Genomic DNA, 12,448 nt, shown 5'->3' with positions numbered 1-12,448 from the left:
TTTCAGAACAGAGGGCGTTGTCTTAGTGAATACCGAACCAGTGCTTCGCTGGCTTGAACAGGATTCAGCGCGGATGGCGGCGTTGACCATTGCCGCCGAGCTGAACCTGCCGGACTGGTGCCTGGCCGCTGGTTTTGTGCGCAATCTGGTTTGGGATCGGTTGCATGCGTATCAGCAAATCACGCCCTTAACCGATCTGGATTTGATTTATTTCGACGCCAGTAACACCGACGAACAGCGCGACCAACAATTGCAAGCTCGCCTGAGCGCTGGTCTGGAAGCGCCCTGGTCGGTAAAGAATCAGGCCCGGATGCATTACCGCAATGGTGATGCGCCTTATCGTTCAACGGCCGATGCCATGAGTTATTGGCCGGAAGTGGAGACCGCTGTCGGCGTGCGCCTGAACGGCACTGGCGAGATCGAGTTGATCGCGCCATTTGGGTTGGATTCGCTCATGAATGGTTATCTCAGCCTGAACCCCAAGCGCCCCAAGCCGGAAGTCTTTGCGCAACGTCAGGCGGAAAAATCCTGGTTAACGACCTGGCCGCACTTGAAGGTTCGAATTTAAACCAGCGCCAACAGCAACAGCACAATGGCGATCAATAAACTGACTCTGAGTTCGTACTGAGCGGTGTGGGCCAACAAAGCATTGAGTTCACTGCCCCGATAGCGGCGCAGTTGATGATCCAACTGCCAGGCCCAGTACAGGCTGGGTAGCAGTGCGACCGGCAACAGCAGTGGTAACTGTCCCAACCCTGCGGCAACCAGTGCCAGCACCAGGGGGCTGACTAACGCCGCCCGGTACAGCCAATGAGCGCCCTTAGGGCCAAGCCGAACCGCCAGGGTGATTTTGCCGCTGCGACGATCGGTATCGATATCGCGGATGTTATTGACCATCAAAATAGCGCAGCAGGGCAGACCGACCATCAAACCGACCCAGAGACTGGCGATGTGCCATTGTTCGGCTTGCAACCAATAGCAGCCGATCACCGCAACCAGTCCAAAGAAAATCAGCACCGCCACTTCACCCAAACCATGATTGGCGAGCGGCCAGGGACCGGCGGAATAAGCCAGAGCGGCGATGATGGAGGCCATGCCGGCCAGCGTCAGTGGCCAGCCGCCGGCGATCACCAGCGGTGTTCCGGTCAGCAAACAAAACAACAGACAAACCCACAGCGCGCGACGCATATGCGCCGGCGAAATCAGCCCGCTTTGGGTGACGCGGGTCGGTCCGAGTCGCTCGCCAGTGTCGACCCCGCTTTCGGCGTCGAACAGATCGTTGGCCAGGTTAACCAGAATTTGTAATCCCAGCGCGCAGAGCAGCGCCAACAACGCCAGTGTCGGGTTGAAGTGGCCGTGATAAATGGCCAGGGCGACCGCCGCTATGATGGGCGCAACAGCCGCTGGCAAGGTGCGCGGCCGCGCCGCCAGTAACCAGGGATTGGTGCGATCTTTGGTTTGGACCGTCATGCCAATGAATTCCTTTTGGAGATTTATAGCGCCATGCTAACGCAAAAGCGTTGTCGTCGGCTGACCTGGCTCAAGCTCTGGTGCAATGCGTGCGGCGACCTAAGGCGGCGTCTTTGTTATGATGCCGTTTTTTGATGGATGCCTTTATGACCCAGTCTCCCAGCCAGCAACAACTCGATACCGTGCCCACCTTGCCCGCCGAGGCACGCTACGATTTCCTGGTGCGTTCGGTATTGGCAAATGAACAGGTCTGGACGCTGCGTGGTGACGACGGCACGGTGTTGATGTCCTGCGATGGCGATGACTGTCTGCCGATCTGGCCGCACGCCGAATTTGCCCAGCAGTGGGTCAGTGGTGACTGGGCCGATTGCGCACCCTTAGCCATCGATCTGGCTGCCTGGCTGGAACGCTGGTTGCCCGGCTTGCAGGAAGATGGCTTGGCGTTGGCGATATTCCCCGGCAAAAAAGAAGAAGGCATCGTGCTGGAACCTTTAGAGTTTCTTGAGCAGCTGTCCGCTGGTCAGGATTAAGCGGGCGCGCTGTGTCGCCATCGCCCAAGGTGTCGCGCCGAGTCGATAACACTGGCGTCGCCATCGCTGTCATTCTGGCGACCGGTTTTTTCCTCGCCTTGGGCGATGCGGTGATCAAGGGCATCAGCACGCACTTTACGCTGTGGCAGATTTTCACGCTGCGTTCGCTCTTGGTATTACCCGTTTTGGCGGTGGCGTTGCGTTGGCGTACCAAAGCCTTGGCGTTGTGGCCCAAGCGGCCGGGATGGACCTTGCTGCGCAGCGTCTTGCTCAGCGCCATGTGGATCGCCTATTACACCTCGCTGCTTTACGTTGAGCTGTCGATTGCCTCGGCGGTTTATTATTCCTCGCCCATCTTTATTACCCTCTTTGCCGCCATACTGCTCGGCGACAGCGTTGGTCGCGCCGGTTGGTTTGCCGTTGTGCTGGGCGCTGTTGGTGTCTTGTTGATCCTGCAGCCGACCGCCTCGGCTCTTAACCTCTATAGCTTGCTGCCCTTGGCCTCGGCACTGGCCTATGCCCTGGCGATGATACTGACGCGTTCGCAATGCGCCGACGAAGAACCGCTGCTGTTGTCGATCTGGCTGAACCTGGTGATGTTGTTGCTCGGCATCGGTTTCAGCCTTGTACTGAGCCAGTTTTCTTCCGCGTCCCTGAGTGCCGGTGAAGCCTTTTTGTTCGGTGCCTGGGGCGCGATGAATTTGCTGCAGTGGGCGGCCATGGTCGTGCTGGCGGTCGCCATTATTGTCGGCAGTGTTGGTGCGGCGGTGGCCTATCAATTGGGCCGGCCGACCACCGTTGCCACCTTCGATTTTGCCTATGTCGCCTTTGCCACCGCCTGGGGTGCGCTGCTGTTTCACGAAGTACCTGGACCGATCGCCAGCTTGGGAGTCGTGTTGATCGCAGCGGCGGGTTTGCTCGCGGTGCGCAGCCGTGGAGCCGAATAAAAACGGTTCGTTTAATCCGGTCCGTTTCTGTCCCAATGCCTAGCTAAACTGCGTCGCTCTGTTCACCAAAAGTGAGACTCTGTATGCAAACAGCGGTGTTTATTGCTACCAGCCTGGACGGTTATATCGCCCGACCCGATGGCACTCTGGATTGGTTATTGCGACCGGAATATTCGCCTGATGAGGAAGACTTTGGCTATGCCGATTTTATCGCCACCGTGAGTTGTGTGGTCATGGGGCGGCACACCTTCGAGCAGGTGCTGAGCTTTGACGACTGGTTTTATCACGGCAAGCGCGTGGTGGTGATCTCACGCAGCAAAGCAGCGGTGCCCGATGGCTTTGCGCATGATGCCGAAAGCTTTGTTGGTTCGCTGGATGACCTAATGCAGCAGTTGCAAGACCAGGGCGAAACGCGGCTGTACATCGATGGCGGCCAGTTGATTCAATCCTGTCTCAGTGTCGACTTGATTGACGAAATGATCATCACCCGGGTGCCGGTGCTGCTCGGTTCCGGGCGGCCACTTTTTGGCGCCTTGCCCGCGGACCTAAAGTTCCAGCATCAGCATACCCAGGCTTACGCCAACGGTCTGGTGCAGTCGCATTATCGACGGCGTTAGCCGTCGGCGAATTCCTGGGCCAGCCATTCAGTTCAACCCTTGCTGCTGCTCAGGCGTTAGCGGGTTTGGCCGCCGCCTGAGCATCGCGATAACGCACCCAGGCCACATAACCGAAGCCGGGCAGGTTCATCAGTACGCCATAGATCAGCGGTACTGCGGCCAAGGCCGGCTGGTGCATCAGGCTGATGGCCACCAGCAAAGCCGTACCGGCGTTTTGAATGCCCACCTCGACGGCCAGTGTGCGGGTTGCCGCCACTGGCAGACGCAGGCGGGCGGCAATCCAGCCAGCGGCCAGCATGGCGACGCACGACAGCAGCAACACCGCCAGCGCCTGAGTCGGGTTCAGCAGCCGGCTCCAGTTAGTGATGATCAGGCCCAGCACCACCAGCAACATCAAGCCGGTGCCGATCCGTTTGCACCAGGGTTCCAACGGGTCCGCCAGTCGACTGGCCCAGTGACGGATGGCCATGCCGACTAATACCGGTACCAAAGTAACCGCCATCAATTGTTTGATGGTGGTGGCGATCGGTAATTGCAGGGCAACCCAGTCGCCGCCCGCCTGAGTCAGGTAAAGACCAAACAACAGCGGCAGCGTGAAGGGCACCAGCAGGCTGCTGATGGCGGTCAGGCTGATGCTCAGCGCCACCTCGCCGTTAGCGAGATAGGCAAACAGATTCGAGGTAGCGCCGCCGGGGCACAGCGACAGTAAAAACAAACCGGCGGCGGTGGCGCCATCCAGACGCAGCGCGGCGATAACCACCAGCGCCAAGGCGGGCAACAACAGCATCTGTAACGCCAAACCCAACAACGGCAGCGCTGGTGCTTGCAGCACCTTGATAAAATGTTGGCGGGTTAAGCCCAGGCCCATCGCCAACATAATGAAGGCGAGCACCAGCGGCAGAATGACTTGAGAAAGTGTGGCTGACATCAGTTACAGTCCTTGAGTTATGACAGCCTCAGGCTATACAACCTGGCCGCTACGACCTTGACCTACGGCAAGTGGCGCGGTGGTTTTTGTATGGCAGGTTGCTGCCTGACGGTTTATGACAGTCAATAAATTGAGCGAGTTGTTATGTTGATGCAACGCAGCGGCGTTAATTATTTTGGGCAAGTCTTGGTGGGTTTTTTGGCGCTGGCGCCGGGTCTGGTCCTGGCGGTAATCGGTGGGCTGGGTACGCTGCAAAGCCTGACTTTTTATGTGTTCGGCTATGGTGTCGAGATGAGTCCGGCGGTGCTCGGTGCCACCAGTGTGACGCTGTTACTGCACCCTTTGCTGTTTATGCTGGGGTTTTATTTGAGCCACCGTGGTGGCCGCGTGCTGCTGGGCAAAAGTGCCTTGCTGACGGGAAAGCGCGGACCGCTGTTGTGGCCTGATTGGCGTTATGCGCTGGCGGTCCTGGTTGTCTATTTGCTGCTGATGGGCGTGCGGCTGCTGCTGTCCTGAGCCGGCCGGTCGATCAACGCGCCGGGTCGACCCAGTCGGCCGTACTGTTGTTACGCCGAAACCAGCCGGTTATGGAAAAGCGGCTGCGGTTGGCGGCCAGTACTTCGTGTGGGAACTCTTCGCTGAGAAAAATCACCATGGCGCCGAGGCTGGGTTGCAGTCTGGTCAGTTCGCTGTCGTCGTGATCGTAGAGCACGATCTCGCCGCCATTGGATGAATTCCAGTCTGGGTTCAGATAGGTGACGGTGGTCAGTACCCGATTGGAGCGGCCGCGAAACGCATCCAGATGCTTGCGATAAAAAGCGCCACTGTCATAGCGGGCGTAATGGCATTCGTAGTCGAACAACCCCAGCAGTAAACGCCGGTTCAACTCCACCCGTAAGGCTTCGGTTGCCGCCAGATAACGCTGTTGAGCCTCGGTGTTCCCGGTTAACCAACTGGTGGCATCGCGGCGAATCAGCTCGTTAGTATGGTGATCCTGGCGACGGCCAATACCCGCCTGGCGCCATTGGTCTTCTGGCAGGCGGTGCAAATCCTGCAGCAGATCCAACGCCAGGCCAGATTCCACGCCCAGGGGCAAAGAAACCCAACCGGGGCCGCGCAGGCGATCAGCGATCAGGTCGTAATCCCAGAGCGGCTGGGTAGCAGGTTGGATGATCAAATGCATATCCTCAAAGCGGACCGGCGAGCATAGCGACCGATGACGGCGGGTAAAGCAAAAACTTTTGATCGTGACGATCACTACTGGAACGCCTTTCGACTCGAACAAAGCCCTTGAAAAGCGCCGCCAGGCCCCGAAATAGAGCGGTATAAATAGTTGACTGTTTTACTCGGGTATTTATAATTCGCGCCACTATTGAGGTTGCAACCGAGCCTGGAACCCGCACGGGAGCCGCGTTATGAGATTAACCACCAAAGGCCGCTACGCGGTCACCGCCATGCTGGACCTGGCGCTGAACCAGCATGCCGGCCCGATCAGCCTGTCCGATATCTCACAGCGACAGGATATTTCGCTGTCCTACCTGGAACAGCTGTTCTCCAAACTGCGTCGTCATGAGTTGGTGACCTCGGTGCGTGGACCGGGTGGTGGTTATCGTCTGGGTCGTACCAGCGCAGAAATCAGCGTCGCTGACGTGGTTGATGCGGTCAGTGAAAGCCTCGATGCCACCCGCTGCAAAGGCAAAACCGGCTGCCAGCAGGGCGAGGTCTGTTTAACGCATCATCTGTGGCAGGACCTCAGTTCCCAGATTCACGATTTTCTCGATGATATTTCCCTGGCCGATCTGGTCGCCCGGCGCGACATCCAATCGGTCAATCAACGTCAGAATTTGTATTTGCAGGAGAGCCAGGGCGAGGTGCCGGTGGACGAGGGCGCTAAGCGCCGGTCCAGCGAAGCGACCATCCTGGCGAGTCAGCTATGAATAACGCACCTATTTATTTTGATTACGCCGCCACCACGCCGGTTGATGAGCGAGTGGCGCAGAAGTTGATGCAGTTTCTGACCCGCGAAGGTCAGTATGGCAACCCGGCCTCGCGCTCCCACCTGCTTGGTTGGCTCGCGGAAGAAGCGGTGGAAGAAGCCCGTAATGAGCTGGCTGAGTTGATCGGAGCCGACAATCGCGAAATCGTCTGGACCAGCGGCGCTACCGAGAGCAACAACCTGGCGTTAAAAGGTGTGGCGGAGAATTTTGCGCCCGATGATTGCCATCTGATCGTCAGCGCAACCGAGCACAAAGCCATTCTCGACCCAGCCGAATACCTGCGCAAACAAGGTTACGGTGTGACGGTATTGTCGCCCGATCGTGATGGCGTGATCAGTGCCGCAGCGGTCGCCGAGGCGCTTCAGCCCAATACCCGTTTGGTTAGCATCATGGCCGCTAACAACGAAACCGGGGTGTTGAATCCGGTTGCTGAAATCGGTGCTCTATTGGCCGAACGGGATATCTGGTTTCATATCGACGCCGCTCAGGCGGTGGGCAAAATTCCGGTCGATGTGACGGCTTGGCAGGCGACCTTGTTGTCAATTTCCGGCCATAAATTTTATGCGCCCAAAGGTGTCGGCGCGCTCTATGTGAAGCGGCGTTCGACCCTGGAACTGAAAGCTCAGATTCACGGCGGTGGTCATGAACGAGGCATGCGTTCGGGCACCCTGGCGACCCATCAACTCGTTGCCATGGGCGAAGCCGCACGCATCTCCAAAACCGAACTTGTTGAAGAAGCCGAACGCATCGGCGCCTTACGTGATCGTTTGTGGGCGGGCATCGCCGATCTGGGTGATGTGCATATTAACGGTGGCGGCGCACCACGCACGCCCGGCCATTTAAATGTGGCCTTTGCTGGCGTCGACGGCGAAGCGCTGATGATGGCGTTACGGCAACTGGCGGTCAGTACCGGTTCGGCCTGTACCTCCGCCAGCGTTGAACCGTCACATGTTTTAAAAGCCATGGGCCTGGCCGACAGCGTGGCCCACGGTTCGTTGCGTTTCAGCCTGGGACGCTACACAACCACTGCAGAAGTGGATCAGGCCATCGACAGTATTCGTGAAGCCGTGCCGGCGCTGCGTAAGCAGTCATCGGTGGCTTCCTAAAAGGACGACCGTCCTCTAGGTGATAGACCATGAGTGAAAATATTGAGCAGTATCTGAAATCGGAATACGCCGCGGGTTGGACCACGGATGTTGAATCCTTGACGATTCCACCGGGCCTGAACGAAGACGTTATCCGACTGATTTCGGCCAAGAAACAGGAACCTGAATGGATGCTCGAGTGGCGTCTGCAGGCGTTCCGTGCCTGGCTGGAAATGGAAGAACCGAACTGGGCACACGTGAAATATCCCAAGCCGGATTTTCAGTCGTTGTCCTATTATTCCTCGCCCAAGAGCATGGAAGATCGGCCCAAGTCGCTCGATGAAGTCGATCCGGAATTGCTGCGCACCTATGAGAAGCTGGGCATTCCTGTGCACGAGCAGGAAGTGCTGGCCGGTGTCGCTGTCGACATGGTGTTCGACTCGGTCTCTGTAGGCACCACCTTCCGCGAAAAACTCAAAGATGCCGGGGTTATTTTCTGCTCCATTTCTGAAGCCATTCAGGAATACCCGGAGCTGGTGAAGAAATACCTCGGTTCCGTGGTGCCGCAGAAAGATAATTTTTATGCGGCGCTGAACTCGGCGGTGTTCTCCGACGGCAGCTTTGTCTACATTCCCAAAGGCGTGCGTTGCCCGATGGAATTGTCGACCTATTTCCGCATTAACGAAGCCAAAACCGGTCAGTTTGAGCGCACTCTGTTGATTGCCGATGAAGGCAGCCATGTCAGTTACCTGGAAGGTTGCACCGCGCCGATGCGCGATGAAAACCAGTTGCACGCCGCCGTGGTTGAGCTGGTCGCACTGGACGATGCCGAGATTAAATACTCGACCGTACAGAACTGGTACCCGGGTAATGAAAAAGGCGAGGGCGGTATTTTTAACTTCGTCACCAAGCGCGGCATGGCGCACAACCGCTCGAAAATTTCCTGGACTCAGGTGGAAACCGGTTCAGCGGTCACCTGGAAATACCCGTCGTGCATTTTGAAAGGCGACGACAGCATCGGTGAGTTTTATTCGGTGGCGCTGACCTCGAATTATCAGCAGGCCGATACCGGTACTAAGATGATTCACCTGGGCAAAAACACTCGTTCGACCATCATCGCCAAAGGCATCAGCGCCAAGCGTTCGGAAAATGCCTATCGCGGTCTGGTGCGCATGAACCCGGGTGCCGAAGGCGCGCGTAACTACACTCAGTGTGATTCGCTGTTGATTGGCGATCAGTGCGGCGCTCATACCTTCCCGTACATTGAATCGAAAAACCCGACCGCGGTGATCGAGCACGAAGCGACGACCTCAAAAGTCAGCGACGACCAGCTGTTTTTATGCCAGCAACGTGGCATCGATCCGGAGAAGGCGGTGTCGATGATCGTCAACGGTTTTTGCAAGGAAGTGTTCAAGGAATTACCGATGGAATTTGCGGTCGAGGCCGGCAAATTGCTGGAAGTCAGCCTCGAAGGCGCGGTGGGTTAAACGCACCGGAATGAGTCAGCGGCCGGTTGCTGATACCGGCGGTAAACGTACGGCAATCGTACCGATAAAGAGTTAAACGACGGATACCAACGCAATGCTTAAGATTGACAACCTCTCCGCCCAGATAGACGACAAAGCCATCTTGCGCGGCCTGAATCTGGACGTAAAAGCGGGCGAAGTGCACGCCATCATGGGCCCGAACGGCGCCGGCAAAAGTACGCTCGGTCATGTTCTGGCCGGCCGCCCTGGCTATGAAGTAACCGGCGGCAGCGCCGAATTCGATGGCCAGTCTTTGTTTGATCTGGAACCGGAAGAACGCGCCCAGGCGGGTCTGTTTCTGGCGTTCCAATATCCGGTTGAAATTCCCGGCGTTTCCAATATGGAATTTCTAAAAGCCAGCGTCGATGCGATCCGCCGCTCGCGCGGTCAGGAAGCCATGAGTTCGATGGACTTTATCAAACTGGCGCGGGAGAAATGTCAGGCGGTGGATTTGCCGCAGGACTTCCTCAAGCGTGGCGTCAATGAAGGCTTTTCCGGCGGCGAGAAAAAGCGCAACGAACTGCTGCAGATGATGTTGCTCGAACCCAAGCTGTGCATTCTCGACGAAACCGATTCCGGTCTGGATATTGATGCCTTGCAAGTGGTTGCGAATGGCGTCAATGCGTTACGCAGCCCCGATCGCGCCATGATAGTGGTGACCCACTATCAGCGTCTGCTCGACTATATCGTGCCCGATTACGTTCACGTTCTGGCCAAAGGCAAGATCGTCAAATCCGGTGGTCGTGAGCTGGCGCTGGAACTGGAAAAGCAAGGCTACGGATGGATCGACGAGGAGGTAGCCTGAGGTGGCCGTGGTATCAATGCAGGCACAGAATGCGCATCAACAGTTGCAGGCAGCGACCGACTGGAGCTGGCTGTCAAACTGGCGCGCGCTCGGCTGGGAACGTTTCAGCAATACCCCCTGGCCGACGCGTAAAACCGAAGACTGGAAATACACGCCGCTGCGTTCCTTGACCCATACCGACTGGCAACTGGCAGCGCCATCCAGCGCTGCTCAGGGTGTCGATTTTGGCGATTGGTCACGCCTGACGCTGACACTGGTGGATGGACAACTGGTCAATCATGACGAATTGCCGGAAGGCGTCAGTGTGCGTTTGTTGTCAAAAGCCGATGCGCAAACACGCAGTGAATTCGAGCAACGACTGAGCAAAACCCTGGCCGGTGAACGTCAGCTGTTTAATGTGTTTAATCAGGCGATGTTGACCGAAGCGGTGTGGATTGAAATTGCGCCAGGCACGGTGCTCGATAAACCGCTGCATCTGAATCAGGTGATTTCCTCGGCGGCGACCGAACGCGTCATTCCGGTACGAATACTGGTCGATCTTGGTGATCGCGCCGAAGCGACTTTAGTGGAAACCTTCAGCAACGAAGCGAGCGGTGCGGTCTTTATTAATCCGGTCACCGAATTGCAGTTGGCCGCTAATGCGCGCCTGCGGCATTACCATCTGTTGCTTGAAGAAGGCGATGTGCGCCATCTGGGTTCGGTGCATGCATCCTTAAGCAGCTACGCCAATCTCGACAGCTTTCATATGGCGCTCGGTGGTACTTTGAAGCGCAAGGATCTGGTGGTTGAACACAACGGCAGTGGCGCTGAATTGAGTTTGAATGGCGTCTATTTGCCGCGCGGTCAAGAACATATCGATTATCACACGACGTTGGAGCATTGCGTGCCGCACTGCACCTCCAGCGAAGTGTTTCGCGGCATCATCGCCGATAAAGCCAAGGCGGTTTTTAACGGCCGCATTCATATCCATAAAGATGCGCAAAAAACTCTGGCTGAATTAAGCAACAAAAACCTGCTGACCAGTCATCAGGCGGAAGTGGATACCAAGCCAGAACTGGAAATTTATGCTGACGACGTTAAGTGCGCTCATGGTGCCACCGTTGCTCAGCGAGACGACAGCGCGCTGTTTTATTTTCTGGCGCGTGGCATTCGTCGTGAAGAAGCCGAGGTGATGTTGAATTTCGCCTTTATTAACGAATTGCTCGATGGTCTGGCTGACGCTCCGGTGCGGGATTTATTGCAGCCGCTGTTGCGTGAACGCTTTGCCCAGGGCGCCGCGCTGGAGCCTTTGGCATGAGTTTTAACCTTGCCGAAATACGCGCCCAGTTTCCGATCCTGGATCAGCAGGTCAACGGCAAGCCGCTGGTGTATCTGGATAACGGTGCTACCACGCAAAAGCCCAATGTGGTGATCGATGCGATTTGCGATTACTACCGCCACGATAACGCCAATGTGCACCGCGGTGCTCATGCTCTGAGTGATCGAGCCACCGGCAAGTTTGAAGCCGCGCGGGAAGCGGTGCGCGGTTTTATTAATGCCGCCAATCGCGAAGAAATTATCTGGACCAAGGGCACCACCGAAGGCATTAATCTGGTGGCGTTCAGTTGGGGGCGCGAGCATCTGCGTCAGGGTGACCGGGTGCTGGTGTCGACCATGGAACACCACGCCAATATCGTACCCTGGCAGTTGCTCGCCGGTCAGACCGGTTGCGAATTGGTGCCGATGCCAGTCGACGACCAGGGTCAGATTGATCTGGCGGCGCTGGATGATCTGCTCGATGAGCGCGTCAAATTGGTTTCGGTCGTCCACGTTTCCAATGCGCTGGGCACGGTGAACCCGGTCGAAAGCATTGTTGAGAAAGCCCATGCCGTGGGTGCCAAGGTATTGATCGACGGTGCTCAGGCCGTGGCGCACTGGCTGCTGGATGTCCAGGCGCTGGATTGCGATTTCTACAGTTTCTCAGCGCATAAAATGTACGGCCCGACCGGTATGGGCGCGCTCTACGGCAAGCGCGAGCTGCTACAGGCGATGCCACCCTTTATGGGCGGTGGCGAGATGATTGAAACGGTCTCTTTTGCCGGCACGACTTATAATGCGCTGCCCTATAAATTCGAACCGGGCACCCCCAATATTGCCGGTGCCATCGGTATGGGCGCGGCGGTTGAGTTTCTCGAAGGGCTGGATCGCACAGCGCTGGCCGCGCATGAAACCGATGTGCTCAATTACGCAGTCGAGCGCGCTCAGTCTTATCAAGGTTTGCGCTTGATCGGTGAAGCGGATCACCGCGCCGGTGTGCTTAGCTTTTTGCTGGAAGGCGCTCACCCGGCCGATATTGGCATGTTGCTCGATCAACAGGGTATCGCCGTACGCACCGGTAACCATTGCGCCATGCCGGTGATGGAACGTTTTGGTATTACCGGAACGGTCCGCGCCAGTTTCGCGCTCTATAATAGTAGGGACGATGTCGACGCTCTGTTCGCCGGCCTCGACAAAGTAAAAACATTTTTGCTGTGACCATCATGGCCAGCAACAGGAGGGGATCT

14 protein-coding genes are annotated in these 12,448 nt (G+C 57.0%); 11 read left to right on the top strand and 3 right to left on the bottom strand.

Annotated features, from left to right (window positions below):
• Positions 1–25: 25 nt before the first annotated feature.
• Positions 26–568 carry a nucleotidyltransferase family protein gene (locus ABMA60_RS16645; protein ID WP_392805448.1) on the top strand — a complete coding sequence of 181 codons (543 nt, stop codon included), beginning with the start codon at positions 26–28 and terminating at the stop codon, positions 566–568.
• Here ABMA60_RS16645 and ABMA60_RS16640 read toward each other — a convergent pair.
• Positions 565–1,470 carry a 1,4-dihydroxy-2-naphthoate polyprenyltransferase gene (locus ABMA60_RS16640; protein WP_392805446.1) on the bottom strand — a complete coding sequence of 302 codons (906 nt, stop codon included), beginning with the start codon at positions 1,468–1,470 and terminating at the stop codon, positions 565–567. The genes ABMA60_RS16645 and ABMA60_RS16640 overlap by 4 nt on opposite strands.
• A 146-nt stretch (positions 1,471–1,616) precedes the next feature.
• Between ABMA60_RS16640 and ABMA60_RS16635 the strand changes: the two genes are divergently transcribed.
• The 3 genes from ABMA60_RS16635 (at position 1,617) to ABMA60_RS16625 (ending at position 3,564) form a co-directional block, all read left to right on the top strand.
• On the top strand, positions 1,617–2,000 hold the full coding sequence (locus ABMA60_RS16635) for a DUF2750 domain-containing protein (RefSeq protein ID WP_392805443.1): 384 nt from the start codon (positions 1,617–1,619) through the stop codon (positions 1,998–2,000).
• A gap of 11 nt (positions 2,001–2,011) precedes the next feature.
• Positions 2,012–2,947: a DMT family transporter gene (locus ABMA60_RS16630; RefSeq protein ID WP_392805441.1), complete on the top strand. Its 936-nt coding sequence runs from the start codon at positions 2,012–2,014 to the stop codon at positions 2,945–2,947.
• Positions 2,948–3,030: 83 nt separating this feature from the next.
• The gene (locus ABMA60_RS16625) at positions 3,031–3,564 is read left to right on the top strand and encodes a dihydrofolate reductase family protein (RefSeq protein WP_392805438.1); all 534 of its coding nucleotides are present in this window, start codon (positions 3,031–3,033) and stop codon (positions 3,562–3,564) included.
• Positions 3,565–3,613: 49 nt separating this feature from the next.
• On the opposite strand, the gene ABMA60_RS16620 is transcribed toward ABMA60_RS16625, so the two are convergent.
• Positions 3,614–4,492 carry a bile acid:sodium symporter family protein gene (locus ABMA60_RS16620; RefSeq protein ID WP_392805435.1) on the bottom strand — a complete coding sequence of 293 codons (879 nt, stop codon included), beginning with the start codon at positions 4,490–4,492 and terminating at the stop codon, positions 3,614–3,616.
• A 144-nt stretch (positions 4,493–4,636) separates the two neighbouring features.
• Between ABMA60_RS16620 and ABMA60_RS16615 the strand changes: the two genes are divergently transcribed.
• Entirely contained in the window at positions 4,637–5,008 is a 372-nt protein-coding gene (locus ABMA60_RS16615; protein ID WP_392805433.1) for a hypothetical protein, read from the top strand.
• Positions 5,009–5,021: 13 nt separating this feature from the next.
• On the opposite strand, the gene ABMA60_RS16610 is transcribed toward ABMA60_RS16615, so the two are convergent.
• On the bottom strand, positions 5,022–5,669 hold the full coding sequence (locus ABMA60_RS16610; protein ID WP_392805431.1) for a 2OG-Fe(II) oxygenase: 648 nt from the start codon (positions 5,667–5,669) through the stop codon (positions 5,022–5,024).
• Between the two features lie 238 nt (positions 5,670–5,907).
• On the opposite strand from ABMA60_RS16610, the gene iscR reads away from it, so the two are divergent.
• The 6 genes from iscR to ABMA60_RS16580 all read left to right on the top strand — a co-directional run bounded on the left by iscR (position 5,908) and on the right by ABMA60_RS16580 (position 12,419).
• Positions 5,908–6,429 carry a Fe-S cluster assembly transcriptional regulator IscR gene (iscR, locus tag ABMA60_RS16605; RefSeq protein WP_392805429.1) on the top strand — a complete coding sequence of 174 codons (522 nt, stop codon included), beginning with the start codon at positions 5,908–5,910 and terminating at the stop codon, positions 6,427–6,429.
• Entirely contained in the window at positions 6,426–7,595 is a 1,170-nt protein-coding gene (locus ABMA60_RS16600) for an aminotransferase class V-fold PLP-dependent enzyme (RefSeq protein WP_392805426.1), read from the top strand. The genes iscR and ABMA60_RS16600 overlap by 4 nt, the downstream gene beginning before the upstream one ends.
• Before the next feature lie 29 nt (positions 7,596–7,624).
• Positions 7,625–9,061 carry a Fe-S cluster assembly protein SufB gene (sufB, locus tag ABMA60_RS16595; protein WP_392805425.1) on the top strand — a complete coding sequence of 479 codons (1,437 nt, stop codon included), beginning with the start codon at positions 7,625–7,627 and terminating at the stop codon, positions 9,059–9,061.
• 94 nt (positions 9,062–9,155) lie between these two features.
• Positions 9,156–9,905 (top strand): Fe-S cluster assembly ATPase SufC, encoded by a 750-nt coding sequence (sufC, locus tag ABMA60_RS16590; RefSeq protein WP_392805423.1) that lies wholly within the window; start codon positions 9,156–9,158, stop codon positions 9,903–9,905.
• 1 nt (position 9,906) lies between these two features.
• Complete coding sequence (sufD, locus tag ABMA60_RS16585) at positions 9,907–11,202, top strand: Fe-S cluster assembly protein SufD (protein WP_392805420.1); 1,296 nt, start codon at positions 9,907–9,909, stop codon at positions 11,200–11,202.
• Complete coding sequence (locus ABMA60_RS16580) at positions 11,199–12,419, top strand: aminotransferase class V-fold PLP-dependent enzyme (protein ID WP_392805417.1); 1,221 nt, start codon at positions 11,199–11,201, stop codon at positions 12,417–12,419. Before sufD ends, ABMA60_RS16580 begins: the two co-directional genes overlap by 4 nt.
• Positions 12,420–12,448 lie beyond the last annotated feature (29 nt).

The sequence above is a fragment of the Saccharospirillum sp. HFRX-2 genome (genome assembly GCF_043196805.1).
Taxonomy (GTDB): Bacteria; Pseudomonadota; Gammaproteobacteria; order Pseudomonadales; family Natronospirillaceae; genus Saccharospirillum.
Note: the sequence above shows the minus strand (reverse complement) of the source record. Positions and strands in the feature narration are given on the sequence as shown.

What these genes read in the sequence shown, in the direction of transcription:
- ABMA60_RS16640 (WP_392805446.1), bottom strand. Translation starts at nt 1,470, where the DNA reads ATGACGGTCCAAACCAAAGATCGCACCAATCCCTGGTTACTGGCGGCG.
- ABMA60_RS16635 (WP_392805443.1), top strand. Translation starts at nt 1,617, where the DNA reads ATGACCCAGTCTCCCAGCCAGCAACAACTCGATACCGTGCCCACCTTG.
- ABMA60_RS16625 (WP_392805438.1), top strand. Translation starts at nt 3,031, where the DNA reads ATGCAAACAGCGGTGTTTATTGCTACCAGCCTGGACGGTTATATCGCC.
- ABMA60_RS16620 (WP_392805435.1), bottom strand. Translation starts at nt 4,492, where the DNA reads ATGTCAGCCACACTTTCTCAAGTCATTCTGCCGCTGGTGCTCGCCTTC.
- ABMA60_RS16615 (WP_392805433.1), top strand. Translation starts at nt 4,637, where the DNA reads ATGTTGATGCAACGCAGCGGCGTTAATTATTTTGGGCAAGTCTTGGTG.
- iscR (WP_392805429.1), top strand. Translation starts at nt 5,908, where the DNA reads ATGAGATTAACCACCAAAGGCCGCTACGCGGTCACCGCCATGCTGGAC.
- ABMA60_RS16600 (WP_392805426.1), top strand. Translation starts at nt 6,426, where the DNA reads ATGAATAACGCACCTATTTATTTTGATTACGCCGCCACCACGCCGGTT.
- sufB (WP_392805425.1), top strand. Translation starts at nt 7,625, where the DNA reads ATGAGTGAAAATATTGAGCAGTATCTGAAATCGGAATACGCCGCGGGT.
- sufC (WP_392805423.1), top strand. Translation starts at nt 9,156, where the DNA reads ATGCTTAAGATTGACAACCTCTCCGCCCAGATAGACGACAAAGCCATC.
- ABMA60_RS16580 (WP_392805417.1), top strand. Translation starts at nt 11,199, where the DNA reads ATGAGTTTTAACCTTGCCGAAATACGCGCCCAGTTTCCGATCCTGGAT.